The sequence below is a fragment of the Oceanospirillum linum genome (assembly GCF_001995095.2).
GTDB lineage: Bacteria > Pseudomonadota > Gammaproteobacteria > Pseudomonadales > Halomonadaceae > Oceanospirillum > Oceanospirillum linum.
Genome location: NZ_MTSD02000001.1, coordinates 956,173 through 982,500, shown reverse-complemented (window position 1 = coordinate 982,500; position 26,328 = coordinate 956,173). Strand labels below are relative to the sequence as shown.

At 50.4% G+C, this 26,328-nt stretch carries 24 protein-coding genes; 19 read left to right on the top strand and 5 right to left on the bottom strand.

Annotation, left to right across the window (positions count from 1 at the left end):
• The first annotated feature begins 20 nt into the window (after positions 1 to 20).
• The 3 genes from BTA35_RS04570 (at position 21) to cysN (ending at position 3,589) form a co-directional block, all read left to right on the top strand.
• A complete protein-coding gene (locus tag BTA35_RS04570; protein ID WP_077243206.1) occupies positions 21 to 827 on the top strand; it encodes a metallophosphoesterase in 807 nt (268 codons plus the stop codon).
• A 262-nt stretch (positions 828 to 1,089) separates the two neighbouring features.
• On the top strand, positions 1,090 to 2,001 hold the full coding sequence (gene cysD / locus BTA35_RS04565) for a sulfate adenylyltransferase subunit CysD (protein WP_077243205.1): 912 nt from the start codon (positions 1,090 to 1,092) through the stop codon (positions 1,999 to 2,001).
• A gap of 166 nt (positions 2,002 to 2,167) precedes the next feature.
• On the top strand, positions 2,168 to 3,589 hold the full coding sequence (cysN, locus tag BTA35_RS04560; RefSeq protein WP_077243204.1) for a sulfate adenylyltransferase subunit CysN: 1,422 nt from the start codon (positions 2,168 to 2,170) through the stop codon (positions 3,587 to 3,589).
• Positions 3,590 to 3,732: 143 nt separating this feature from the next.
• Here cysN and BTA35_RS04555 read toward each other — a convergent pair whose 3' ends face one another.
• Positions 3,733 to 3,987, bottom strand: a complete 255-nt coding sequence (locus tag BTA35_RS04555) for a hypothetical protein (RefSeq protein ID WP_139363613.1) — start codon at positions 3,985 to 3,987, stop codon at positions 3,733 to 3,735.
• 310 nt (positions 3,988 to 4,297) lie between these two features.
• Here BTA35_RS04555 and BTA35_RS04550 point away from each other — a divergent pair, with 310 nt between their 5' ends.
• Both BTA35_RS04550 and ykgO read left to right on the top strand, forming a co-directional pair.
• On the top strand, positions 4,298 to 4,561 hold the full coding sequence (locus tag BTA35_RS04550) for a type B 50S ribosomal protein L31 (protein ID WP_077243202.1): 264 nt from the start codon (positions 4,298 to 4,300) through the stop codon (positions 4,559 to 4,561).
• 60 nt (positions 4,562 to 4,621) lie between these two features.
• Entirely contained in the window at positions 4,622 to 4,765 is a 144-nt protein-coding gene (ykgO, locus tag BTA35_RS04545; RefSeq protein WP_077243201.1) for a type B 50S ribosomal protein L36, read from the top strand.
• Between the two features lie 150 nt (positions 4,766 to 4,915).
• Here the strand turns inward: ykgO and BTA35_RS04540 are convergent, their stop codons facing one another.
• Together BTA35_RS04540 and xseA are read right to left on the bottom strand one after the other, a co-directional pair.
• Positions 4,916 to 5,923: a M23 family metallopeptidase gene (locus BTA35_RS04540; RefSeq protein ID WP_077243200.1), complete on the bottom strand. Its 1,008-nt coding sequence runs from the start codon at positions 5,921 to 5,923 to the stop codon at positions 4,916 to 4,918.
• Positions 5,924 to 5,959: 36 nt separating this feature from the next.
• The gene (gene xseA, locus BTA35_RS04535; protein WP_077243199.1) at positions 5,960 to 7,495 is read right to left on the bottom strand and encodes an exodeoxyribonuclease VII large subunit; all 1,536 of its coding nucleotides are present in this window, start codon (positions 7,493 to 7,495) and stop codon (positions 5,960 to 5,962) included.
• A gap of 189 nt (positions 7,496 to 7,684) precedes the next feature.
• On the opposite strand from xseA, the gene guaB reads away from it, so the two are divergent.
• From guaB to BTA35_RS04515, 4 genes are all read left to right on the top strand, one after another.
• On the top strand, positions 7,685 to 9,154 hold the full coding sequence (gene guaB, locus BTA35_RS04530; RefSeq protein WP_077243198.1) for an IMP dehydrogenase: 1,470 nt from the start codon (positions 7,685 to 7,687) through the stop codon (positions 9,152 to 9,154).
• Between the two features lie 200 nt (positions 9,155 to 9,354).
• On the top strand, positions 9,355 to 10,932 hold the full coding sequence (gene guaA, locus BTA35_RS04525; RefSeq protein ID WP_077243197.1) for a glutamine-hydrolyzing GMP synthase: 1,578 nt from the start codon (positions 9,355 to 9,357) through the stop codon (positions 10,930 to 10,932).
• 275 nt (positions 10,933 to 11,207) lie between these two features.
• On the top strand, positions 11,208 to 12,245 hold the full coding sequence (locus tag BTA35_RS04520) for an Abi family protein (protein WP_077243196.1): 1,038 nt from the start codon (positions 11,208 to 11,210) through the stop codon (positions 12,243 to 12,245).
• The gene (locus tag BTA35_RS04515; protein WP_077243195.1) at positions 12,232 to 13,581 is read left to right on the top strand and encodes a PepSY domain-containing protein; all 1,350 of its coding nucleotides are present in this window, start codon (positions 12,232 to 12,234) and stop codon (positions 13,579 to 13,581) included. The genes BTA35_RS04520 and BTA35_RS04515 overlap by 14 nt, the downstream gene beginning before the upstream one ends.
• Positions 13,582 to 13,664: 83 nt before the next feature.
• Here the strand turns inward: BTA35_RS04515 and BTA35_RS04510 are convergent, their stop codons facing one another.
• Positions 13,665 to 15,710 (bottom strand): alpha/beta hydrolase, encoded by a 2,046-nt coding sequence (locus BTA35_RS04510; protein WP_077243194.1) that lies wholly within the window; start codon positions 15,708 to 15,710, stop codon positions 13,665 to 13,667.
• A gap of 42 nt (positions 15,711 to 15,752) precedes the next feature.
• Positions 15,753 to 15,998: a hypothetical protein gene (locus BTA35_RS04505; protein WP_139363612.1), complete on the bottom strand. Its 246-nt coding sequence runs from the start codon at positions 15,996 to 15,998 to the stop codon at positions 15,753 to 15,755.
• Between the two features lie 293 nt (positions 15,999 to 16,291).
• On the opposite strand from BTA35_RS04505, the gene BTA35_RS17850 reads away from it, so the two are divergent.
• From BTA35_RS17850 to BTA35_RS04450, 10 genes are all read left to right on the top strand, one after another.
• The gene (locus BTA35_RS17850) at positions 16,292 to 18,379 is read left to right on the top strand and encodes a methyl-accepting chemotaxis protein (RefSeq protein WP_077243192.1); all 2,088 of its coding nucleotides are present in this window, start codon (positions 16,292 to 16,294) and stop codon (positions 18,377 to 18,379) included.
• 273 nt (positions 18,380 to 18,652) lie between these two features.
• On the top strand, positions 18,653 to 19,183 hold the full coding sequence (locus BTA35_RS04495; protein ID WP_077243191.1) for an SUF system Fe-S cluster assembly regulator: 531 nt from the start codon (positions 18,653 to 18,655) through the stop codon (positions 19,181 to 19,183).
• Between the two features lie 79 nt (positions 19,184 to 19,262).
• A complete protein-coding gene (sufB, locus tag BTA35_RS04490; protein ID WP_077243190.1) occupies positions 19,263 to 20,705 on the top strand; it encodes a Fe-S cluster assembly protein SufB in 1,443 nt (480 codons plus the stop codon).
• 238 nt (positions 20,706 to 20,943) lie between these two features.
• Entirely contained in the window at positions 20,944 to 21,696 is a 753-nt protein-coding gene (gene sufC / locus BTA35_RS04485) for a Fe-S cluster assembly ATPase SufC (protein ID WP_077243189.1), read from the top strand.
• Positions 21,693 to 23,009, top strand: coding sequence for a Fe-S cluster assembly protein SufD (gene sufD / locus BTA35_RS04480; protein ID WP_077243188.1), 1,317 nt, complete (start codon positions 21,693 to 21,695; stop codon positions 23,007 to 23,009). Before sufC ends, sufD begins: the two co-directional genes overlap by 4 nt.
• A gap of 71 nt (positions 23,010 to 23,080) precedes the next feature.
• The gene (locus tag BTA35_RS04475; RefSeq protein WP_274378416.1) at positions 23,081 to 24,313 is read left to right on the top strand and encodes a cysteine desulfurase; all 1,233 of its coding nucleotides are present in this window, start codon (positions 23,081 to 23,083) and stop codon (positions 24,311 to 24,313) included.
• Positions 24,314 to 24,367: 54 nt separating this feature from the next.
• Positions 24,368 to 24,913 carry a putative Fe-S cluster assembly protein SufT gene (sufT, locus tag BTA35_RS04470; protein WP_077243187.1) on the top strand — a complete coding sequence of 182 codons (546 nt, stop codon included), beginning with the start codon at positions 24,368 to 24,370 and terminating at the stop codon, positions 24,911 to 24,913.
• A 229-nt stretch (positions 24,914 to 25,142) separates the two neighbouring features.
• Positions 25,143 to 25,568: a type VII toxin-antitoxin system MntA family adenylyltransferase antitoxin gene (gene mntA / locus BTA35_RS04460; RefSeq protein WP_077243186.1), complete on the top strand. Its 426-nt coding sequence runs from the start codon at positions 25,143 to 25,145 to the stop codon at positions 25,566 to 25,568.
• Positions 25,561 to 25,971: a type VII toxin-antitoxin system HepT family RNase toxin gene (gene hepT, locus BTA35_RS04455; RefSeq protein WP_077243185.1), complete on the top strand. Its 411-nt coding sequence runs from the start codon at positions 25,561 to 25,563 to the stop codon at positions 25,969 to 25,971. Before mntA ends, hepT begins: the two co-directional genes overlap by 8 nt.
• Before the next feature lie 20 nt (positions 25,972 to 25,991).
• Entirely contained in the window at positions 25,992 to 26,312 is a 321-nt protein-coding gene (locus BTA35_RS04450) for a Rieske (2Fe-2S) protein (RefSeq protein ID WP_077243184.1), read from the top strand.
• The last annotated feature ends 16 nt before the right edge of the window (positions 26,313 to 26,328 follow it).

The window sequence follows — 26,328 nt, the reverse complement described above, 5'->3', positions numbered from 1 at the left end:
TGAAAGGATACTCAACCGCAATGCCCGTTTCTGTTATTCAGCTTACCGATCTGCATCTTTTTGCCAGGACAGAGCAGGATTTTAAAGGTCAGAACCCCTGGCAGAATCTGCAAGCTATTCTACAGCAGATAGAGCGGCAGGGGCTTCCGGACCTGTTCCTTTTGACTGGGGATCTCAGTCAGGATGAAACGTCTGAAAGTTATCGCATCTTGTCGGAGCGGATGGATGCCGTTGGCGTGCCTTGGGTATGGATTCCCGGTAATCATGATCAGCCTGAGCTGATGGCGCAGTACAGATCTGTTGAGAGTTCTGTTTGTCTGGGCCGTTGGCAGTGGCTGCTACTTAGCTCTAACTCTGGCCAACCCCATGGCGAATTGTCAGTGCCGGCACGAAATCAGTTGCTTGAAATGCTGGCTGACCCCATGGCTGAATTTCAGGCGGTGGCAGTACACCATCAGCCTTTATTGGTGGGGCCGGACCGTCAGGGCTTTTTCCATTCAGAGTTGGCTGAACCGGGGCAGGTTGCAGGGATTGACAGCATTCCTCTGCGGGATGATGGCTGGCTTTGGCAAACGCTTTGTGAGTATCGGCATGTGAAGGCTGTAATCTGCGGGCACGTACACCAGGCGCATCAGATTGAGCGTGATGGCTTGGTTCTCTATACCACACCAGCCACCAGTATTCAGTTTGCCCCGCATATCAATAATTTTGAGATTGACTCACAGGCTCCTGGTTACAGAAATCTGACCCTGCTGGATGACGGTAATATACTCAGTAAGGTTGAGCGTCTTAACCTGAACAGCGCTGCTTTTCCTGAGTCTGAATGACGTACCGTTTTTACATTCAGCTGGATCAGAGTTATTTTTTTGCTCTTATATTAAAAAGTTATCAATAAATGATTTTAAATAATTTGACGTAATTAAGGATTCCGTTTTAACTACGCCTATTATAATTGCACCCGATAGGGCTGTTTGCGTCACAGCAGACCTGACAAAAGCTTTAATAAGCTGGTTGCGATAACAGATTTTGACTTGAAAAGCCGCCCTGTCAGGGCTTGCTTATGACCTTTAGCAGGAGTGGATCACAACGATGATATCGCCCGAACGCCTGACTCACCTGAAACAGCTGGAAGCCGAGAGCATCCATATTATTCGGGAAGTAGCTGCTGAGTTTGATAATCCGGTAATGCTGTACTCAATCGGTAAAGACTCTGCGGTAATGCTGCATCTGGCCCGTAAAGCCTTTTATCCGGGAACACCTCCGTTCCCACTGATGCATGTTGATACCACGTGGAAATTCCGTGAGATGATCGAGTTCCGCGACAAGATGGCGAAGGAAGCGGGTATGGACCTGATCGTTCATACTAACGAAGAAGGTCGCGCGGCAAATATCAACCCGTTTGATCACGGCAGTCGTAAGTACACTGACGTGATGAAAACGGATGCCCTGAAGCAGGCACTGAACAAGTACCGCTTTGATGCTGCATTTGGTGGTGCCCGTCGTGATGAAGAGAAATCCCGTGCTAAAGAGCGCGTTTACTCTTTCCGTGACAAGTTCCACCGCTGGGACCCGAAAAATCAGCGCCCTGAACTGTGGAACCTGTTTAATGGCAAGGTGAACAAAGACGAGTCAATCCGTGTGTTCCCGCTGTCCAACTGGACGGAGCTGGATATCTGGCAGTACATCTACCTGGAGTCCATTCCGATTGTGCCGTTGTACTACTCTGCAGAGCGCCCGGTGGTTGAGCGTGATGGCACCCTGATCATGGTGGATGATGAGCGTATGCCTCTGGCTGACGGTGAAAAGCCGGTACAGCGCTCTGTGCGTTTCCGTACCCTGGGTTGCTACCCTCTGACCGGTGCCGTGGAATCAACGGCAGCAACTCTGCCGGAGATTATCCAGGAGATGCTGTTGACCACCACATCTGAACGTCAGGGCCGTGTGATCGACCATGATGGCACCGGTTCGATGGAAGAGAAAAAGCGCGAAGGCTATTTCTAAGATCAGACGGTAGCGAAATACGTTTACCCGTAGGTCGGATAAGCCGCAGGCGCCATCCGACAATGCGAGCGTCAGGCCGCCCGGTTCGCGGATCTGATAAAGAATATTAAGTTGGGGCTGAGATGTTCAGTGAACTGGTCAGCCTCAAGCCTATAGAGGACACAAAATGTCTCACCAATCCGATCTGATTGCGGAAGATATTGAAGCGTATCTGAAACAACATGAACATAAAGACCTGCTGCGTTTTATCACCTGCGGTAGTGTGGACGATGGTAAAAGTACTCTGATTGGCCGTTTACTACATGACTCTAAAATGATCTATGAAGATCAACTGGCGGCGATTAGCCGTGATAGTAAAAAGAGCGGCACAACCGGTGAAGAGATCGATCTGGCGTTGCTGGTGGATGGTTTACAGTCCGAGCGTGAGCAAGGTATTACCATCGATGTGGCATACCGCTATTTCTCCACCGATAAGCGTAAGTTTATTATTGCTGATACGCCGGGGCATGAGCAGTACACCCGCAATATGGCGACGGGTGCGTCTACTGCATCCCTGGCGATTATTCTGATCGATGCCCGGCATGGTGTACTGACGCAGACCCGTCGCCATAGTTTTATTGCCTCTCTGTTGGGGATTAAGCATGTGATCGTTGCTGTCAATAAAATGGATCTGGTGGATTACTCCCAGGCCCGTTATGACGAGATCGTGGCGGACTATAAAGGATTTGCTAAAGATCTGGATCTGCCAGACACCCGTTTTGTGCCGGTTTCTGCCCTAAAAGGTGAAAACGTAACCAACAACAGCGAGCTGATGTCCTGGTACACGGGTGCGCCTCTGATGGAGATCCTGGAAAATGTGGAAGTGAATCACGATATCGCACTGGAGAGCCTGCGCTTTCCGGTACAGTATGTGAATCGTCCGAACCTGGATTTCCGTGGTTTCTGCGGTACAGTTGCCGCGGGATTTGTTAAGAAAGGCCAGTCCGTGACGGCACTACCTTCCGGTAAAACCAGCACGGTTAAGTCTATTGTGACATTTGATGGCGAGCTGGATCAGGCACAGCCGGGCCAGGCGGTAACGGTAACGCTGAATGATGAGATCGATATCTCCCGTGGTGACGTACTGGTTGAAACCGGTCAGGAAGCAAAAGTAAGTAATAGCTTTAGTGCGCATATGGTGTGGATGCATGAGGCGCCACTGGAGTTGGGTAAACAGTACAGCTTTAAGGTCGGTACTCACTTCACCAGTGGTTATGTGACCCATATCGAGCATCAGATCGATGTGAACACCATGGAAAAATCCGAAGCACGTGAGCTGCCGTTGAATGGCATCGCTCTGGTAACGGTTGAACTGACAGCGCCTGTGGTGTTTGATGCGTACAAATCCAGTAAGTTTACCGGCAGCTTTATCGTTGTTGATCGCCTGAGCAACGTGACGGTAGGTGCGGGTATGATCGAAGATATCGCCCAGGCTGGCACACAGACGGCGGCAGGTCCGATCAGTGCCTTTGAACTGGAATTGAACGGTCTTATCCGTAAGCATTTCCCTCACTGGGAAGCGAAAGATATCAGTGGACTGTTGAAGTAATCCCATTCCCGGAGTCCATTCTGAACTCTGATATGTTGCGAACAGACACAAAAAATGGCCATCATTGCGATGGCCATTTTTGCTTTTGCTCATAGATCCGGGCTTAAAAGCTGAGCATCACCTCTTGCCTGAACCTGACGAGGTTAAAGAACCTCTTCGATATGCTCTTTCCATTCGGTTATTACCGATTCACGGCGCTTCTGGTGGTCCATCAGTAGTTTGTGATGCTCTGCCCAGTGGTCAATCAGGCGCTCGTGACATACCTCCTTATCGCCGGACGCACAGTCCTGCCAGAGGTCGAACCATAGATGGTTGTATTCCATCATGGCTTCGAGTTCCAGGTTGACGAGATTGTTTACTCCATCAAGCCAGTGTTGTTGTACCTTTTGTACCGGCACAGGTTGGGGGATAACCTTCGCGAATAATGCAAAGTCGGGAAAGAACTGATTTGCCATGACTGCGATCTCCGTAATTAGGCCATAAGGTCATGTCTTAAGGGCTGGCTTTAAATCTGAGCCTGTCCTCTAGTTCACTTATATTCTAGGGGAGTTTCTGTTGTTTAGTTATTGCTTATACTTGTTGTGCATCAAGTAATCTGGTGATTTTAAGGTTATTGGTTTTCCTTTACCTGTGCAAACGATAATTGTTTTCATTTGTATTTAATGTTACGTTATAACATATTGTTTGTGGCTATCAGGAGAAATGACCATGAAAAAGAATATTCACCCGGATTATGATTATGTTGTGTTCCGGGATGGCAGCTGCGGTAAAACGTTTCGTATTCGCTCAACGTGCAAACCAAGTGAAACCATTGTCTGGGAGGATGGCAAAACGTACCCTTTGTATAACCTGGATGTTTCCAGTGCATCTCATCCGGCTTATACAGGTGAGCAGCGTAAGGTGAGTAGTGAGGGGCGGGTGGCACGATTTAAACAGCGTTTTGGAAGCCGTGGTTTGAAAAAGGCTGATTGATAGCTTTTGTTCACTTTTACCAACATATTCCTATCAATAATGTAATTCTAGGATGGATCTATGCAGGTGCTCAGCTCATTAAAAACAGCCAAGCTACGTCACCCGGACTGCCAAATAGTTAAACGCAGAGGGCGTCTTTATGTTATCTGTAAAAGTAACCCGCGTTTTAAAGCCCGTCAGGGTAGTGCTAGAAAACGTACGTGAATAATAAGTCTGGAATATCAGGCAGTTACCAGTGATAGTGGTTCTGCCTGATTGTTGATTTATCCTGTCCTGCACTTCATTTTACAACCGGTCACTTTTACTAACCGGTTATCTGGCGTTGTCTTGTTACCCTTTTTCGGTCATCTGAAGCTAGCGAGCTGCTTTATCCAGAAACAGCTCAGGATTAACAAACACACCATTCAGGCTGACGCTCCAGTGAAGATGAGGCTGCGTAATATCGGCCGCGTAGTCCTTGCCAATATCGATACGGTGGCCTGATCTGCCTATTTTTCCGATCTCTTCGCCCCGGCGAATGCGCTGCCCCTCACGGACACGCACATTGACGCTTGCAAGGTGGCTGTACTGAGTGAAAAGCCCACGGCCATGATCAATCAGAACCGTTTTTCCACCGTAGAACAGGTCTTTTATCAGCACAACTTTACCACCTGCGGGCGCATTGGCTCGTTGGCCACTGAGGTCAATACCATTATGGCTATCCAGCAGCTCGCCGTTCAGATACGTTTGGTCACCGAAAGGGCGGATGACCTCTCCTCGTGTCGGGTGCATAAACGGCCGAGTATCTGGCTTTAATCCGCTACGCTGCTGTGTCAGGCGCTTAATCAGATCTGCATCGTTCATAATTTGTTGCTGTTGAGCAGCGGATAGATTTTTCTGAATGGGTTTTCGGCTAACCAGGTAGCGCTCGCTGTGTTTAGAGGGGCGGATATTAATCATGATTTCACGATTGCGGCCGTTTGGCTGCTCTATCAGCAGAGGCACCTTGCCAGGCTGGGTGTTCAGAGGGATTCCCACCCAGGTAATCCAGCGGTTATCGCTTTTTTGGTTATAGGGGTGATTTTTTACAAAAACCCGTCTGCCCTGAAAGTAGACAACAGGCTCTTCTTCGGTGCCGAGGGAAACTGGCAGCTCAATAACGGCTACGCCTCCCGGCATAGGGTCTGGCTTGGGTTTGTAGCTGGAGATAGTGTCCGCCCGACTTATTGCGCTTAGGCTGAACCCCAGAACCAGCAGCACGGTCAGTGCTGGAATTCTGAGTATGGCTGTTTTGCGACACAGAAAAGAGCGAAGCCTGCCAGTCCCGTTGTTGGTACTAAATATATGAAATCCGGAACGTCTGGTCTTTATTGTTCGGCGCATCTTCTTCCCCTTAACAGCGCAATTGTTCTTCAGTGACTAGTTATCGGCATCTTGCGCCATAACTTTGCAGTGTAATACACCTGTAGCCAGTCGGGCACAGACATGATCCCCCTGATTAACATCCTGATAATGACGAACAATATTACCTTTGTCATCCTGAACGATGGCATATCCCCGTGACAAGGTTGCCAAAGGACTGACGGTTTGAAGTCGGTGACTTAACTCTGCCAGTTTTTGTTGGCGGCCTTCAAGTTGGTGTTGCCATGCTTTTTGTAAGCTTAGTGATAGCTTATGTAATTGAGATTGCTGATTCTGAATGCCTTTGGCAGGTGCTGCCCGCCAAAGCCGGTTCTGTAGCTGCTGCAGTTGTTGGTGATGGTGTCGGGACTGATACTCGTGAGTGCGAAGTAGTTGCTGCTTCAGGTTGTTCAGTTGTTGTTGCTGCTGGTGCAGTTCTGTTTTGGGGTGTTTTAGCCGACCCGAATTTTTATCCAGTTGCTGCTGTTTTCTGGAGAGCTGGTTTTTCATACCCTGAATCAGCCGCTGTTCTATATGGGTAAGCTGTTTTCTCTGTTGCTGGAGCCCACCAAGGCAGCGCTGATAACGGTGTGCCAGATGGTCCAGGCCCTGTTGATTATTTTGTAGCTGGCGCTCTATCTGACGATGTAGTGTCGCTTCCGATTGAGTTAGCCATTGTTGCCACTGGGTAAGATCGGGACTGACTTGCTCTGCGGCAGCAGATGGCGTCGGAGCTCTGTAGTCTGCGATATAATCGGCAATGGTGATGTCGGTTTCATGGCCAACGGCACTGACGGTAGGGATATAGCTGGCTGAGATCGCCCGGGCAACCCGCTCATCATTAAAAGCCTGCAGATCTTCCAGGCTACCGCCACCGCGACCAATAATCAGCAGGTCACTTTTGCCGTGCAGATGAGCCAGTTCAATGGCCCGTGTGATGGTATCCGGAGCCTCATTGCCCTGAACAGTGGCAGGATAGACAACAATTTCTGCCAGAGGGAAGCGTCGTTTGAGTACAATCAGCATATCCCGAATGGCAGCGCCTGTTGGAGAGGTGATCAGGCCGATGACATTCGGGATTGGAGGCAGAGGCTTTTTGCGGCTGCGGTCGAATAGTCCTTCCTCTTTTAGCTTAAATTTCAGGGCTTCAAAAGCCCGGATCAGAGCGCCGCGTCCCTGCTCCTCCATGGTTTCGGCGATCAGCTGAAAATCCCCGCGTCCCTCGTAAAGGCTGACTTTAGCGTGCAGCTGAACTTTATCGCCATTTTTCGGGCGGAATGCTAAAAGGCCTGCCCGGTTGCGAAACATCGCACAGCGTACCTGGCTTTTTTCGTCTTTCAGGCTGAAGTACAAATGACCAGAACCCGGGGTGCTGAGGTTAGATATTTCACCCTCTACCACGATCAGGGCAAATTGCTTTTCAAGCAACTGACGGGCTTGTCGGTTCAGCTGGCTGACGGTTAACACTTTTCGCTCAGGGATGGCCGGTGTCGCGGGTTGCTTAAATATCTCATCCTGCCCATGGGTGAAATTCGCTGGAGGCTGGTCAGGCATTTTTTACTCCGTTTGGCATTTTTTTAGCGATTCATCGTTTCGGTGCTGCTGGTGTTAGTCGTTTTTTACAGTGTATGACGGTAAAAGAGAACAATCCTAGTCTAATAGCGGTTTACCCGGAAAAACAGTTACGATAAAATATTGGGTTATTCTTCTTTCTATCCTCACTCTTCAGCAGGCTCGCGGAATATGTTACGTATTGCTCAAGAAGCACTCACCTTTGATGATGTTTTGCTGGTTCCAGGTTACTCAGACGTCCTCCCGAATGACGTCAGCCTGAAGACACGAATCACCCGTGGTATCTCTCTTAATATCCCGCTGGTATCTGCGGCGATGGATACTGTTACTGAATCTCGCTTAGCAATCGCGATGGCGCAGGAAGGTGGTATCGGTATTATCCATAAAAATATGACCATTGCTCAGCAGGCTCAGCAAGTGCGTCAGGTTAAGAAATACGAAAGTGTTATCGTTAAAGATCCTGTAACGGTAACGCCCTCTACAAGAGTAAGCGAAGTGCTTGCCCTAACAGCTGATACTCGCTTTTCTGGTATGCCAGTTGTAGACGGTGATGAGCTGGTAGGTATCGTAACCAGTCGTGATTTTCGCTTCAAACCGAATCTGGATGATGTTGTTGCCAACATCATGACCCCAAAAGAAAAACTTGTAACGGTTAAGCAGGGCACATCCCTGGATGAGATTAAAGCTAAGCTGCACCAGCACCGTATCGAAAAAATACTGGTTGTGGATGATGAGTTCCATCTGCAGGGTCTGGTGACCGTTAAAGATATCGAGAAAGCTCGTACTTACCCGAGTGCCTGCAAAGATGAAGATGGTCGTCTGCGTGTGGGTGCTGCAGTCGGTACAGGTGCTGAAACCCCTGATCGTGTTACTGCTCTGGTTGAGGCCGGCGTTGATGTGATCGTGGTTGATACCGCCCATGGCCATTCGAAAGGTGTTATCGAGCGTGTTCGCTGGGTGAAAGAGAACTTCCCTCAGGTTCAGGTCATCGGTGGCAACATTGCAACAGCTGAAGCTGCCGTTGCGCTGGCTGAAGCCGGTGCTGATGCGGTTAAAGTGGGTATTGGTCCTGGCTCTATCTGTACCACCCGTATTGTTGCAGGTGTTGGCGTACCTCAGATCTCTGCAGTAGCGAATGTTTCTTCTGCACTGGAAAAATACGATATTCCTGTGATTGCTGACGGTGGTGTTCGCTTCTCTGGTGATCTGGCTAAAGCGATCGTTGCCGGTGCCAGCGTTGTCATGGTCGGTGGCCTTCTGGCTGGTACTGAAGAAGCACCGGGCGAGATCGAGCTATATCAGGGCCGCTCTTACAAGTCCTACCGTGGTATGGGCTCTATGGGTGCTATGTCGCAGGCTCAGGGCTCCAGTGACCGCTACTTCCAGGATAAAGATGCTGGCGTAGAGAAGCTGGTTCCGGAAGGTATTGAAGGTCGTGTGCCTTATAAAGGCTCTATGACGGCTATCGTGCATCAGTTGATGGGCGGTCTGCGCTCGTCCATGGGGTATACCGGAAGTGGTGATATTCAGACCATGCGTACCAAGCCTGAATTTGTGAAGATCACAGGTGCCGGCATGATGGAGTCCCACGTACATGATGTACAGATCACCAAAGAAGCTCCGAATTATCGGGTGAGTTGATCTGTTAACCGGTACTGAAAAGTGGGGCATTGCGCCCCACTTTTGATTTAAGGCATGCCTGGCATGTCATGCCGGAATAACGCGTCGGCGCAGGCGCACGAATGATTCCCGGAACAGCACCTGCTGCTGGCCGGACGACCACTTTATACAGGCTGTTCATCCCGGGCAGACCGTTACTTTATTGATGGGTTGGTAAAATAATGAGCCAAGATATTCATGCTCAGAAAGTCCTGATTCTGGATTTCGGATCTCAGTACACGCAGCTTATTGCTCGCCGTGTTCGTGAACTGGGTGTTTACAGTGAAATTCGCGCCTTCGATATGACCGAAGAAGAGATTCGTGAATTTGCCCCGAAAGGTATCATTCTGGCTGGTGGCCCTGAGTCTGTCACCGAGCAGGACTCTCCGCGAGCGCCTGAGTGCGTCTTCGGTATGGGCCTGCCGGTTCTGGGTATCTGCTACGGTATGCAGACCATGGCTGAGCAGCTGGGCGGTAAAGTTCAGGGCTCAGATGTGCGTGAGTTTGGTTATGCCCAGGTCAAAATCGAAGCGGATAACGCACTGACCAAAGATGTAAAAGATCATCTGGCTGAAGACGGTAAGGCGCTTCTGGATGTGTGGATGAGCCACGGTGATAAAGTGGTTGCCATGCCGGAAGGTTTTGAGCTGTTGGCTTCTACACCAAGTTGCGCTATTGCCGGAATGTTCCACGCAGAGAAAAATTTCTTCGGTGTGCAGTTTCACCCGGAAGTAACACACACATTGCAAGGTGGTCGCTTACTGGAACACTTCCTGATGGAAGCTTGTGGCTGTGAAGCTCTTTGGACCGCCGCTAATATTATCGAAGATCAGATAGAGCGTGTACGTGCTCAGGTTGGTGACCAGAAAGTTCTGTTGGGCCTGTCTGGCGGCGTGGATTCTTCTGTGGTTGCTGCTCTGCTGCATAAAGCGATTGGTGATCAGCTGACGTGCGTATTTGTAGATAACGGCCTGCTGCGTAAGAACGAAGGCGATATGGTCATGGACATGTTCGCTAAGAACATGGGTGTAAAAGTGATTCGTGCCGATGCTGAGGAACTGTTCCTGGGCAAACTGGCGGGTGTTTCTGATCCGGAAGCTAAGCGCAAAGTGATTGGCAACACCTTTATCGAAGTATTCGACGCAGAAGCTACCAAGCTGAAAGATGTTAACTTTCTGGCACAGGGCACCATCTACCCGGATGTGATCGAGTCTGCTGCTGCTAAAACCGGTAAAGCACACGTGATCAAATCGCACCACAACGTGGGCGGTCTGCCGGAAGACATGAAGATGGAACTGGTTGAGCCACTGCGCGAACTGTTCAAAGATGAAGTGCGCAAAATCGGTCTGGAACTGGGTCTGCCATACGATATGGTCTACCGTCACCCGTTCCCGGGACCGGGACTGGGCGTGCGTATTCTGGGTGAAGTTAAGAAAGAATATGCGGATATCCTGCGTGAAGCTGATGCCATCTTTATCGAAGAGCTGCACAACTTCGATTGGTACCATAAAACCAGCCAGGCGTTTGTCGTTTTCCTACCGGTTAAGTCGGTAGGCGTGGTAGGCGACGGCCGTCGCTACGAGTGGGTTGTTTCTCTGCGTGCCGTAGAAACCATCGACTTTATGACCGCCCGCTGGGCCCACCTGCCCTATGAGCTGCTGGAGAAGGTTTCCAACCGTATCATCAACGAGATCAGCGGTATCTCCCGCGTGGCTTACGATGTGTCCAGCAAGCCACCAGCGACCATTGAGTGGGAATAACTGTTCCTCTGGAATAAGTCCACTGATATCAGTTAGCTGATACAAAGAAACCCCTGAAGAAATTCAGGGGTTTTTTGTTTTTCAGGGGATTGAATGCACGTTGCGATATGCTGGTATTAGACTCAGGCATATTTTAACATGCCCTGAAAAAGCGAAACCCCGAGAGGGATGAAAGTCATCTGTCTCGGGGCTCTATATAGATTGTTGGTGGTGCGTAGTTGATTTTTCAACCAGAGGGACCTCTCCAACTGCTCTGACTAGGATTTTAGTTCTTCATGGCTGAAAGTCAACTGCCGTATCCATACCAAAGTTTTACTCCGCTTCGAGCAAGCTTGTCTGAAGGTCGGCTAGCTCCTTATCTAAAGAGTGCGGGTTATTCTGAAGAGTACGCTTTTAACCTATACCTCTATAACGCTAGATTATCTAAGGCATTTTTGTTTCCGTTGCATGTTTTGGAAGTGTCTTTGCGGAATCATATGAGTGCTGTTTTTAGCGCAGAGTTTGGTTCAAATTGGCTACATGAATCTTATTTTCGGGCTGTTTTGTCTAAAGATAGCTCTGATGCCCTGGATAAAGGAATCGCACGAGCCAAGTCAGCGAGCTTAAATGATGTGGTGGCAACACTGACATTTGATTTTTGGTCGAATCTTTTCCGTCCGGAGTATGACAGGCCTTTTTGGCAAAAGCATATGAGTGATTTGTTACCCAATGCGGAAAAAACAACACGTAAAGAGTTTCAGAAGATAGTTCGTGATCTGAATAAATTTAGAAACAGAATTGCTCATCATGAGCCTATTCATAAGGAAAATATCTCTGCCCAACACAGTCAGATTCTTAATGTCATTGGTTGGTTTTGCAAGGAGACTGCAGAATGGGTAAAGCACTACTCAACCGTGAATCAGATCTTGCGTACAAGACCTTCTAAGAATGGTGAGTTTTCACCTTTCTTTAAGGATCGATGTGATGCTGATTTTGGGGTCGTTCCGGTTACTATGGCTTTAAATCAGTTGCCTGCAGCAAGATTTTTACTGTGCTGTGATGTTTCCGGTGACCTAATGGCTGTTGTAGAGGCTCAGCATATTGCATCTTATCTTTTATCTTTCCAGCAGGCAGGGGAGCTTGTAGTTGATTTGAGGGAGAAAGAGCTTGGTCAGTTGATAGAAGAGCAGGCGTTGGCTGATAACTTTTCAGTGTGTAGCGGTACTGAAAGCCTGAGTAAAGCTAGTAATGTCCTGAAAAAAAGAACTGCTTATATTGTAGTCAAAGATGAGGCTGTATTGGGTGTTGTAGCTAAGGCGCATCGCCGATACTGATACTTTTGAAAGAATTTTTATCATCGAGGTTGCTCTTATCCTAAACCGCCACACCTTCCTCCTGCTCCACCGCTGGCTGGGGCTGTTGCTGATTCTGCCGGTGCTGTTGTTATCCCTGACTGGTGGCTTGCTGGTTTATAAACAGGAGCTGGATCAGTGGTTGAATGCTGATCTGATGCTGATTGAGCAGTATGACCTGTATACTCAGCCTCTGTCGGTTGGGCAGTTGCAAAAACGGATTCAAACCGCTTATCCACAGGCCCGAATCAGCTGGTTTGATCTGAGTTTTTATAAAGAATCAGGTTATCAGCAGGTGCGGAAGAGCGGTGTGCAGCCTGCGGCTGTGTTCTGGATTGCCGGAATGCGGAATGACGTTGGTCATTACCACGCTCCAGTCCATAACCAGATCTTTGTGAACCCGTACAGCGGAGAGGTGCTGGGCGGGCGCAAGTGGGGGGTATTTTCGGTAGAGCAGCCGCTGTTGAACCTGATGCCGTTGATCTACAAACTGCATTATTCGGTATTGGCTGGACAGGAGGGACGGGTGATTCTGGGCTGGCTGACATTGGCTTGGTTGCTGATGATTCCTGTGGGTATGTATCTGAGCTGGCCACACCACAGCGCTCTCCGGTATTCGAATAAGAGCAAAAAACAATGGCGACAGGATCTGCTGCACTGGCTTAGCTTTTGGAAATATCGAAAAGGGAAAAGCCGGTTTCAGAATGACTTTTTTAACCATCGTTGGCTCGGGCTGGTGTTTACGCCGCTGGTGGTTGTTTTTCTGTTGTCCGGGCTGAGTTACAACTTAAAGCCTGTGTATTATGGGATATTTGACCCTCTTAATCAGAGGCAGCTATCCCATAAAGCTATCGAGACCTCATCTTTGGGGCAGGTACAACCGATGAGCCTTGAGCTGGCGGTAGCCACGGGGCAGCACCTGACGGAGATGTGGGCGAAAGAGCAAGGCTTTGAACGGCTACAGCCAGTTGGTTTATCTCATTCCGCTTTTAAAGGCACTTATCTGTATCGTAGTTACTCTTCGCTGGACTATTCGGATGAGAGCGCTAAGACCAGTGTTTGGTTTGATGCGCACAGCGGTGAGCTGCTGGCGCGTTTTCAGGCGACAGGGGCGAGTAAAGTGGATGTCATGACCGCTGGTTTTGAGGCGGTGCATAAGTCGGAGCTGGGTTGGTGGAGCAGAATGTTAAGCTTGCTGCTGATGGTGGCTTCTGTTTGGTTGGCAGTAACGGCTCTTAGGCTCTGGCTGTTTAAATATCGGGCAAGGCGGAAAGGTGTTCGTAAAAAGAGGTCGGTTGCTAAGTCGGCGAAAAACTAATCCGGTTACTATTTGCTCCATCGGGAATCAGTAAAAGGCGTGCCGTGGCACGCCTTTTATGTTTTGATCAGCCGGCAGGGGTATCAGGATTCTGATTTATCGGAATCCGCTTTTACCGCAGGCTTTTTCGGGGTTGTTTTTCTTGCTGTTGTTTTTCCTGGTGCCGTTTTTCTGCGGGTAGTGGGCTTCGCTGCAGCTGCTTTGGCATGGGGTGCTTTTTGTGCTGTCGCTGCTGTTTTTGTTACTGCGACTGGAGTTTTTTTCCCCTGATAAGCGGGTGGTTCATCCGATAAGAAATCGGTGACAGCTTCCAGAAATTCACCCAGAAGAGCGTGGCTGACAACAAAAATATGTCCGATATTTTTTTCAATTGTACGATTTAAGCCTCCACAGACCATCTGGTGGTTTTCTGCTTTTCGGCCCCAACGCTCGCTGGTCTTACAGGAGCCAACCGGCGCGATAGGGTCACGTAACCCGGCATAATCGAATAGGGCAATATCCGCATTATTCAGTGCATCCATATTGACGGGTTTACCATCCAGTTCCGGCTGCTCTGATGGCAGACAGTATTGGCCCTCCCATATCTGATTATCCATGAAAATATTCTGAATCCATTCGCGGTGAGCCCGTGCAGGAAAGCGTGTGCCGCTGTGCAGCCAATTCAGAAAAGGGGCCGAGTCTTCAATTGCACCGGGAAAGTTTGCACGACTGTAAAAGCCTTCCAGCATCGTTTGCTCGACACCGGGCTGGATGGCGTGCATACCGGACTCAATAGCGTAGGGTGATACATTGCAGTTGCCATAGAAGAGCTGCATGACATCGGCGTCGTAATCCTGACGAATGACATCCCGCATCGGTTTGTGGCCACTGCTTTCATCATCGAACAGGATAGGGGTTGTCATCAATACAACCTGACGGATACAAACATTCTTACCGGTTATCTGAGCTTCTTCAATCCTGCGGGCCAGGTATGGCATAAACAGAGTGCCACCCATGCAGTAAGCCATTACCTCAATATTCTGACCCGGGTGGCGTTCCAGAATCAGATCCAGGTACTTGTCGTGAACGGTTTTGCCATAGAAGTCCAGGCCAAGCTGAGACTGATCTGCTTCCGGGTTGCCGTAATCCACCAGATAAAGATCGTAACCCAGTTGCAACATGCCTTCGATAACTGACTTGCCCGGAGCCAGATCGAATAGCTCGCAGCGGTTGATCATGGGGCTGGCCATATACAGGGTTTTGCCGTTAGCTTTGACGCCTTTTGGACGAGGATAGTGGCGTAGCTTTACAGAGTACAGTTCAGAGCCAGCAACGGTTTCCCATGGGGTCGCGCCCAGTTTTGAGTAGGGAGAATTAAGGGCAAAGTTACGCAGATCAAAAGCATCATATTTCAGTAACTCCAGAAGGCGTTGAGCACAAGCCTTCAGGTAGTCTTCATCGCTATCCCGCCATTGGCCTTCGGTGTTTTTTTTACGATAGGGCTGATCTTCATCCGCGCTAAAGGTCTGACCTGTAATAACCTGAAACAGAGAGCGCAGCAGGTTTTTCATAGCGGTCAGGTGAGTTTGCCCCCGACTATGGTACTGCCACTCCAGCAGGCGGAAATTATTTAGCTGTGTCATCAGCCAGACCTGTCCCTGTAATGTTTTACATGCCCAGTGGCAGGTCTGCTCGTTAAAGAAAAATTCGCCATCTTTCTCTTCTGTGAAATATGACACCAGAGACTTTAGTTGCTCCGCGTAGGCGGTATCCAGTTGCTGATCTGCCTGGGTGATCATATCGGGTGATTCGTTTCTGCTCACAGCATCTTCTGTGGCTTGAATCAGAGGTTGTGCCCACCCTGTAAACAAAGACTCGGGAGCGCCAAAAGGGCGAAATAAGTTGCTTTGGACCTGAGAGATTTGCAGCATCTGCCTCAGTATCAGTCCGTTGATTTCACTTAGCCAGTGCTTGGTTCCACGAAGGCGTGATGGGTTGTCTGCACTACTGGTCATAAGCAGTGTTTCCAGTGCATCCGCTGTTAGTGGCAGAGGGCTGTTGATTGATCCGCTGGCGAGCAGATCATTGAACGCTGTGGTATCTAACGTGAATCCGTTCTCTGGCAAAAGCTTATTGAACGTGGCAAACATAGAATCCTTCTCCTGGGTTATAGGCCGCTTTGCATAGGTTGTTTAATCTTCAAATGCCTGGGCTGCTGCCTCCAGCCGATCCTGATGGTGTTTGTGGGGTACTTTATCGGCTAATAATTTTTGATGCAGGTTATGAAGATGAGCTTTCTTGGCGCTGTTATCACCAGAAAGTGCGTTGATCTGGTCGTTAATGGCCCAAACGCGGATTTTTTTAATCAGTATGATATGAAAAACGATACCGCTGATTGATACGATAAAAATAATCAGCAGTTGTAACCACAGAGGCATGCCGGGATCTCCGATAATGTCGAATTGATGGTTGAACATCAGCAAGCCGAGTGTACGGCTTATTCTTTATGGCTTCCTATTCTAGCCTGTCAGGGTTTTATTCCAATCCCTGCATGTAAGTTGAGGGTCTCTCCTGTTTGCTAAGGGTGATCTGTTCAAATGGAGAGTTGTCATAGGTTTACTTACATTTCTTTACTGTTTTTGGTCGCTCCCTGCCTTTTCTGACATATTTCTGACACCTTAAAACGCGAAAATCCCATCTATTTGGTATATACCAGTTTGAGGGTTGACGTGTGCGCTATTCAATTAAAAATCAGCTGATTCTGGGGCTGGGGTTGTTGTTAATTTTGGTGTTGGGTGCTCAGCTCCTGGTCGGGCTGTACTATAGCGATCGCTCCAGACAGCTGTTGGCAGATGAAGCGGGTAAGCTATTAAGCCATGAAGCCATGATTCGTTTGAAGCAGAGAGCTACCCTGGAGGCAGGCCAGATACAGCAGTTGCTGGACCGGGCTTATCAGGTTACCCATGGGTTGGCCGTGACCGCCGGACAGCTAAAGTCGGAGGTGGCATGGGAAGATCCGGCATTACAGCTTGAACGGGGGCAGTTTATTGGTGTCCTGCGAGGTTCTCTACTGGCTCATAAAGAGTTTCTGACGCTCTATACCGCATGGGAGGCAAATGCGTTTGATGATGGGGATGACGATAATCTGTTGAATCGCCTGACTGGTTCAACTGAAGATGGCCGGTTTGCACCTTTACTGAGTCGCAGTGAAAGTGGCCATATTGAAATGACACCATTAAGAGCGCATGAAAGTCAGGAACGTTTTGCTGACGGTACACGGAAAGCCGAGTTTTATCTCTGTCCAAAAGAGCAGCGGACAGCCTGTCTTCTGGAGCCTCAGCGTTTTCAGGTTCAGGGACAGGATCGGCTGCTAACCTCGGTCGTTGTGCCCGTTATGCATAAAGAGCGCTTTCTGGGCATGGTGGGTGCCGATCTCTCCCTGGGCTTTATTCAGCAGCAGGCTCAAAGTATCAGTCAGAGCCTTTATCAGGGGCAGGCACAGGTACGGATTTTGAGTCGAAAGGGTATCGTTTTGGGTGATAGTCATCGACCGTATGACGTAGGTAGTCCTCTGAAGGGCGCGTCTGGGAGTGACCGGAAGGATGCTGATTTTCTCACTGCAGATGTGCCTATTCGGCTGCAAGGAGTAACCCGTAGTGGCTGGATGTTGCAGATTCAGGTACCTAAGGCGATTGTGCTAGAACCTTTGGTACACCTGCAGGCGCGGTTTGCCGAAGTACAAAAAGAATCCAGTCTGATGCAGCTGGTGCTTGGGCCTGTGCTGGCACTGCTGACGCTGTTGTTGGCAGCCTGGCTCATTCACTGCCGCCTGGCACCTTTAAACCAGGTTCAGGCGATGCTGAAAGAGGTGGCTCAGGGTGGTGGCGATCTGACCCGTCGACTTAATGTCAGTCGTGAGGATGAGGTGGGTCGTGTAGCAGGTTATTTTAATCAGTTTGTCGGTCAGCTTCAGGCTCTGGTCGATAGTGTACAGCGTTCGGGTAAACAGGTGCAGGGTTCCGCCCAACAGGGAGCGGCTCTGTCTGAGCAGATGAATACGCAGTTGGTTTCTCAGCAACAACAGGTCAGTCAGATCTCTGCTTCAGTGGAGCAGCTGTCTCAATCCTCTCATTTGATCGCCGATAGCATGGAGCAACTGACCCAGGATGCAGGGCAGGCTAATGCTCAGGTTTCTCAGGCGCAGGAGGTGATGTATAACGTTGGCCATGAACTGGCGTCGATGCATAGTGAGATTCACCAGGCCTGTACAGAGTCAGCCCAGCTATCAGAGCATGGCAACCAGATTCATCAGATTCTGGAAACGATCCGAGCCATCGCTGAGCAAACTAATCTTCTGGCATTGAATGCGGCTATCGAGGCAGCCAGAGCCGGAGAGCAGGGGCGTGGTTTTGCTGTTGTAGCGGATGAAGTCCGTATGCTGGCACAGAAAACCCAGACAGCTACCGGTGAAATCGATGGTGTTATTGAACGGCTGCTTGGCAGCATTGAGTTGATTGTCACTTCCAGTCAGCGCAGTGGTCATCGTAGTGAGTCGGTATTGAGGCAGTCACAGCAGACCCAGGAGATACTGAACAAGGTGGTGACAGGCATTGTTCAGATCGACCGTCGCTGCCAACAAGTGTTTCTTGCTGTCGATGAACAGCAGCAGGCTGCGGATCACTTGGTGGAAGCTGTTAATCATGTAAACGAAATGGCTGCTCAGTTGCTGGATGGTGCCAATAGTAACCGGGAGGAGAGCTGTCAATTAAGGGCTCTGGCTTCAGACCTGAATGAAAAGACCTGCCGCTTTGTCGTATAAGGCATTTTTTTGCTTTGCATGACCTTGTCTGAACTTTACCGGTTGCACTGGCAGAAAGCCCATCCATTTGAGATGGGCTTTCTTTTTTACCTCTTCGGGCGCCTCTTGTTGAAAACGATTCTCAATAACTTGCTGCTAACGTCGTTAAAACCCCAATCAAAAGCCGGTTAATCGCGGTTATCTTGCAAAACACAGTAAAAAACTCGGGTATAAGGGTTTTGTTCAAAGTTAAATGGGACTAAAATAGTCCACTATAACGATGAAGGTAGAATCATGCTGAAACTGAGCAAAATGACCGATTACGCGGCGGTGCTGATGGCTCATATCGCCCGCACACCGGATCAGCTGTTTACCACCACCGATATTGCGGAACAGGTACAGATTCCTAAGCCAACGGTGAGTAAGGCGCTTAAGATGCTGCAGAAGAGCGGCTTGCTGGTGTCTCATCGAGGTGCTCAGGGTGGTTATGGGCTATCCCGTCCACCAAAACAGATTACCGCCAGCGATATTCTGGTTGCCATTGAAGGCCCCTTCGCAATGACAGACTGCAGTCAGGAGGACGCTCTGTGTGATCTGCAGGACACCTGTGGCGTAGCGGATAACTGGCAACGGGTCAGCTTGGCGATGCATCAGTTGTTGCAGAGCATCACACTGGTTCAGTTGGCCCAGAAAGAGCCCCTGCAGCTGCAATGGATATCCGGTAATGATATCCACACCGCAGGCACAGAGCTGCCCGCAGCACAGCAGACCGATAAAGACAGCGTCAGCGCCGAGATTCCTCTCGTTTCGCTGACGACAGAATAAGATCCTCCGGCAGCCGCCGCAGGATCAGAAGAACCGAATTAGCTTCCGACAAAACCTGTAACCGGGTGAGGAGAGACCAATGGCAAGTCAAGAGATGGAGCAGCTTGTACGTCGTGAGTACAAGCAAGGCTTTGTAACCGATATCGAGTCAGATACTGCGCCTCCCGGCCTGAATGAAGATGTTATCCGCTTTATTTCCGCAAAAAAAGAAGAGCCACAGTGGATGCTGGATTGGCGTCTGGCTGCTTTCGAACAGTGGAAGACGATGGCGGAACCGGATTGGGCTCATGTGGATTTTCCTCAGGTCGATTTTCAGGCGGTATCCTATTACTCAGCGCCAAAGTCCTCCGAAGATCGTCCGAAAAGCCTGGATGAAGTTGACCCTAAGCTATTGGAAACTTACGAGAAACTGGGTATTCCTCTGCATGAACGCGCGGCCCTTGCCGGTGTGGCGATGGATATGGTGTTTGACTCTGTATCGGTTACAACCACCTTTAAAGAGCAACTGGGAGAGGCGGGTGTTATCTTCTGCTCCATCTCAGAAGCGATCCGTGAGTACCCTGATCTGATCAAGCAGTATCTGGGCTCTGTTGTGCCGGTGGCGGATAACTTTTATACCGCGTTGAACTCTGCTGTTTTCTCCGATGGCTCCTTTGTCTTTGTTCCTAAGGGCGTGACCTGCCCGATGGAGTTGTCTACCTATTTCCGTATTAACGCTGAGAATACCGGACAGTTTGAGCGCACGCTTATTATCTGTGAAGACAACGCCCAGGTCTCTTATCTGGAGGGTTGTACGGCGCCGATGCGGGATGAGAATCAGCTCCATGCTGCTGTGGTTGAGCTGGTGGCTCTGGAAAATGCCGATATTAAATATTCTACGGTGCAGAACTGGTATCCCGGTGATGAAGAGGGTAAAGGCGGCATCTACAACTTTGTCACCAAGCGTGGCGAATGCCGTGGCGATAACTCTAAAATCAGCTGGACTCAGGTGGAAACCGGTTCTGCCGTGACCTGGAAATATCCAAGCTGTGTGCTGAAAGGTAAGAACTCCGTCGGTGAGTTTTACTCTGTGGCGGTAACCAACAACATGCAGCAGGCGGATACCGGCACCAAGATGATCCATATCGGTGAAGGCTCCCGTTCCACCATTATCTCCAAAGGTATTTCTGCTGGTCGTTCCGATCAGTCCTATCGTGGTTTGGTGAAGATTCTGCCCGGTGCTAAAGGCGCCCGTAACTTTACTCAGTGTGACTCCCTGCTGATCGGTGATCAGTGTGGTGCGCACACCTTCCCGTATCAGGAGATCGGTAACAGCACGGCGCAGGTGGAGCATGAAGCGACCACTTCTAAAATTGGTGAAGATCAGCTGTTCTACTGCCGCCAGCGCGGCATCTCCGAAGAAGATGCGGTGAACATGATCGTGAACGGCTTCTGTAAAGACGTCTTCAAAGAGCTGCCGATGGAGTTTGCGGTAGAGGCGGAAGCCCTGCTGAACGTCAGCCTTGAAGGTGCAGTTGGCTAGTTTGAGTTAAACAGCGGGCTTCAGACCGGAGTGTTAACCGGTCTGGCCGGTATCGGTTTCCGGCTCCCGGAACATCCCTGTTCCGAGGAGCCGGACTTCGCCATCCATGGCTTCGTTAAGCCGATACACTGCAGCCCAGTCAGTCGCTGGTAATACCGATACAGCTCAACAGACAAAGAATTCAGATTTGATGGTGCAGCCTTGCAGGCCGCCATCCACAGATAAAGGTTAAAACCACATGTTAGAAGTTAAAGACCTGCGCGTTAGTGTTGAAGACAAAGAGATTCTGAAAGGCCTGAACCTGACCATTAATCCCGGTGAAGTTCACGCTATTATGGGCCCGAACGGTGCCGGTAAATCCACGCTGTCAGCGGTTATCGCAGGTCGTGACGGTTATGAAGTGACTGGCGGTAGCATCACCTTTGAGGGTGAAGACGTGCTGGACATGGAGATTGAAGATCGTGCCCGCGCCGGCCTGCTGCTGGGCTTCCAGTACCCCGTTGAGATCCCGGGGGTTAAAAACGTATATCTGCTGAAAGCGGCGCTGAATGCCAAACGTGAGCACTTGGGTCTGCCAGAGATTGAAGCCCCCGAGTTTATGAAGCTGGTACGGGAAAAGCTGCAGTTTATGAAGATGGACAGCAGCTTCCTGCACCGTTCGGTGAACGAAGGCTTCTCCGGTGGTGAGAAGAAGCGCAACGAGATTCTGCAGATGCTGATTCTTGAACCGAAACTGGCCCTGTTAGACGAGATCGACTCCGGCCTGGATATCGATGCGTTGAAAGTGGTATCCGAAGGCGTTAACAGCCTGCGTGATGCCGGTCGTTCCATCGTGATGGTGACTCACTATCAGCGTCTGCTGGACTATATCGTACCGGATCATATCCACGTATTGTCCGATGGTAAGATTATTAAATCCGGTGATAAGTCCCTGGCCCTGGAACTGGAAAAACGCGGTTACGATTGGGTAATCGAGGAGGCGGCTCAATGAGTTTGGCCGAATTTACCGATCAGTGGCTGAGCGCGGTAACCCCGCAGATCAGTGAAGGTCCGGGTTGGTTAACCGATCTGCGTCAGGGGGCTGTTGAACAGTTTGCGGTTTTGGGTTTACCCCATGCTCGCCTGGAAAACTGGAAATACACCGACGTTAAAGCACTGGCTAAACGTAACTTCTCGCTGCCTGGAACGGCGAATGCGTCGGCGGATGTTGAGTCCCTGGTAAACAAGAGTAGCTTAGGTCTGGATGCGATCCGTCTGGTATTTGTTGACGGTGTCTTCTCTGAGAGCGCATCAACCCTGGGTGACCTGCCAGCCGGTGTTCAGGTTCTGCCTTTGGCGAAAAACGCCAATGCGGCCAAACCGGTTTTGGGTCAGGTTGCTGCGGCTAACTTCAGTGGCTTTACCGCGCTGAATCTTGCGGGATGGCAGGATGGCGTGCTGATCGATCTTGCCGCCAACGCGGTGCTGGAACAGCCGGTTTATCTGCAGTTTGTTGCCACCGAACAGGAAAATCCTGTGCTGGTACAGCCCCGCATTCTGATTAAAGCGGGTACGCACGCTCAGGCAACGATTGTTGAGCATTACGCCGGTGTCGAAGAAGCCGCCAACCTGACCAACGTAGTGACCGAAGTGGATCTGGCGGATGGTGCCAATATCACGCACTACAAGCTGCAGCAGGAAAGCGCCAAGCAATACCACATCGCCAGCATGCATATCCAGCAGAAGCGCGACAGCCGCTTTACCTCGCACAATGTGTGTCTGGGTGGCAAGCTGGCCCGTCAGGATATTCAGGTGGAACTGAGCGGCGAAGGTGCCGAAGTGAACCTGAACGGTCTGTATCTGGGTAACGGTCGTCAGCATCTGGATAACCACACGCTGGTTAACCATAACGCACCGCACACCAACAGCAACGAAGATTACAAAGGCATTCTGAACGACCGCTCCCGTGGCGTATTCAATGGCCGTGCCGTTGTGCATAAAGATGCCCAGAAGATTGAAGCCCATCAGTCCAACGCCAACTTGCTGCTGTCGGACAAAGCGGAAATCGATACCAAGCCTGAGCTGGAAATCTACGCCGATGACGTGAAGTGCTCCCACGGCAGCACCACAGGTCAGTTGGATGAGAACGCGCTGTTTGCCCTGCGTTCCCGCGGTCTGGGTGAAGAGATGGCCCGTGGCCTACTGACGCTGGCTTTTGCCAATGAGGTGATCGACCGTATCGAAATTCCGGCGGTTCATGACCGTCTTGAAGACGCGGTAGCTGGTCGACTGCCTGAGAAGTTCAACCTGAAAGGCCTCGTGTAAACGAGGCTGGCGCGATTGAGGGAATGTCTGAGATGAATGCTTCTGTAAAAGCTCACGTAGCGGGAATCGACATGAATGAGGCCGAACTGGCCACTTACATGCTGGAACTGCGTCAAGAGTTTCCGATTCTTAAGCGTACGGTTCACGGTAAGCCGCTGGTGTATTTTGATAACGGTGCCACGGTGCAGAAACCGGAAGCGGTGATCGAAAGCATGAACGCTTACTACCGGGAGCTGAACTCTAACATTCACCGCGGCGTACACTTTCTGTCCGGTGAAGCCACCGATGCCTACGAGCAGGCCCGTGAGAAGGTGCGTCAGTTTATCAACGCGCGCTCCAGTAAAGAGGTGATCTTTGTTCGCGGTACCACCGAAGGCATCAACCTGGTGGCCAACACCTTTGGCCGTCAGCTGGCCGCCGGTGATGAAGTGATCGTCTCCATGATGGAGCACCACGCCAATATTGTGCCGTGGCAGATTCTGCGGGATCAGTTGGGTATCGTGTTGAAAGTGGCACCGGTGGATGAGGATGGCGAGCTGGATATGGCGGCACTGAACGCCATGATCAGCGCCAAAACCAAGCTGATCTCGGTGACCCATGTCTCCAACGCACTGGGGACGATCAATCCGGTGAAACAGATTGTCGATCTGGCACATCTGCATGAAATTCCGGTGCTGCTGGATGGTGCCCAGGCGGTACCCCATCTGAAGGTGGATGTGCAGGAACTGGATTGTGATTTCTACGCTTTCTCGGCCCATAAAATGTATGGCCCGACCGGTATCGGCGTGCTGTACGGCAAGGAAGCGCTGCTGGAATCCATGCCGGTCTGGCAGGGTGGCGGCGATATGATCGACCACGTCAGCTTTGAAAAAACCACCTACGCCGGTTTGCCCCACAAGTTTGAAGCGGGAACGCCCGCCATCGCGGAAGGGATCGGTCTGGGGGTTGCCTGTGACTGGCTGATGCAGGCGGATTTGGCTAAGGTCGCGGCCTGGGAAGAGATCCTGCTGAACTACGCCACCGAGCAGATGCAGCAGATTCCCGGTATGCGGATTCTGGGTACGGCGAAACATAAAGCGGGTGTCATCTCCTTTGTGATCGATGGCGTGCACGCACAGGATATCGGCGTGCTGATCGACCAGTTGGGTGTCGCCATCCGTACCGGCCACCACTGTGCGATGCCGGTACTGCATCACTTTGGTGTCGATGCGACGGCAAGGGCTTCCTTTGCCCTGTACAACACCAAAGAGGAAGTGGATATCTTTATTGCGGCTCTGAACCGTGCCTGTGATATGTTGCGCTAGGCCTGATTCTTAAGGCCAGGTCTGGCCAAACCGGAACCGGAAAAAGAAAGAGCCATGAAAAAAGACGATAAAATTATTCTGAGCCGGGATGTGGATGCGATCTCCATTCCCTTTGGCAAAACGGTGACCCTGCCGGAAGGTGGTGAAGTGACCGTGATGCAGGCTAAAGGCGGTAGTGTCAGTGTTGGCTTTGAAAGCCGCCTTTACCTGATCGAAAGCTACAACCTTGATGCCCTTGGCGGTGAAGCAAAGGAGCGTCCGACCCTGCGCGAAGATGCCAGTGCTGAAGAGTTGGAAGCTTTTGTCTGGGAGCAACTGCGCACCTGTTACGACCCGGAAATTCCGGTCAATATTGTTGATTTGGGTTTGGTCTATGGCTGCCGGATCGATAAACTGCTCACCGGTGAAACCGTCGTGATCATCAAGATGACCCTGACCGCACCGGGCTGTGGTATGGGTGATGTGATTGCCGAAGATGCCCGCCGCAAGATTCTGGGTGCACCCCGGGTATCCAAGGTGCTGACGGAGATCGTCTTTAACCCGCCCTGGAATCGCGACATGATGAGCGAAGATGCTAAGCTTGCCACAGGTATGTTTTGATCAGGCTGTTTCTGCATTCCCACGCGGAGCGTGGGAACGAGTTTTTGGTTGTGTGACACGCTCCTGACTGACTGGCTCCCACGCTCTGCGTGGTAGCCTCCAGTGTGAATCAGCTAAACAGAACAACTGGCTCCCGCGCTCTGTTTGGTAGCCTTCAGCGTGATCAGGTAAACAGAACAACTGGCTCCCACGCTCTGCGTGGTAGCCTCCTTCCTGTAGGTTGATCTCCATGACAACAGACTTGAAAGCCTTACCCGATATTATTGAGCACCTTTTCGCTGGCCGTATCCGGCTTGCATATCTGTTTGGCTCTTTTGCTTCCGGCCGTGCCGGTGAGCACAGTGATTTGGATCTGGCGATTCTGCCGTCTCAGCCGGTTTCTGATGAAGATATCTGGGCATGGGGGCAAACTCTGGCGGTTGAACTGGGTCGGGATGTGGATCTTATCAATCTGATGAGCTGTTCCACTGTGCTGCGTTATCAGGTGGTGACGGAGGGCAAGTTGCTGTTAGATATTCAGGGTGATGCTGCCGGATTTGAGACTGAAACCTACCGTATGTATCAGGATTTGCAGCTTGAACGTCAGGATAACCTGAAGGCCTTCAAAAAGCGCTGGCAACAGGATGCAACACCTGCGGGAGCGGACAATGAATGATGATGTGATTATCAACAAAGTTGCCATTATAGAGCGCTGCCTGAAACGTATTGCTGAAGAGTATCAAGGGGATGCGGAACAGCTGCGCAGCAACCTTACCCGACAGGATTCTGTCATCCTGAATCTGCAGCGACTGTGCGAAGCGGCTATCGATATTGCCAACCGGGTGCTGCGCCTGAAAAACGGTCCAGTGCCGCAAAGCAGCCGTGATTCTTTTGTTCAGATGGAGCGTTTAGGTTATCTGTCTGCGGATCTGGCACTTTCCATGCAGAAGATGGTTGGTCTGCGCAATATCGCCGTACATGATTACCAGAACCTGAATATCGAGATTGTAATTTCCGTTCTGGATAAACACTTGAATGACTTTACCCGGTTGGCTCAGCTCGTGCTGACCGAAGACTGAATCGAAAGGAAAGCAATAACATGGGTTGGATTAAGGTAGATGCTGCCGCCGCCATCGCTGATGGTGAGTATCAGTTGGTGACTACAGAAGATGATATTGAGCTATTGGTAGCGAATGTCGATGGTGAGTTTCATGCCATAGAGAACGTCTGCAGCCACGATGGCGGCTCCCTGGAAGGTGGCTGTATTGAGGATGGTGAAATTGTTTGTCCCCGTCACGGTGCCCGCTTCTGCCTGCGTTCAGGTGAAGTAACAGCACCCCCTGCATACGAAGATATTGATGTTTATCCGGTACGTATTCTTGATGGCTTAGTTGAAGTGTCTGATGAGCCGGAAGATTAAGCGAATCTTTTTTTAC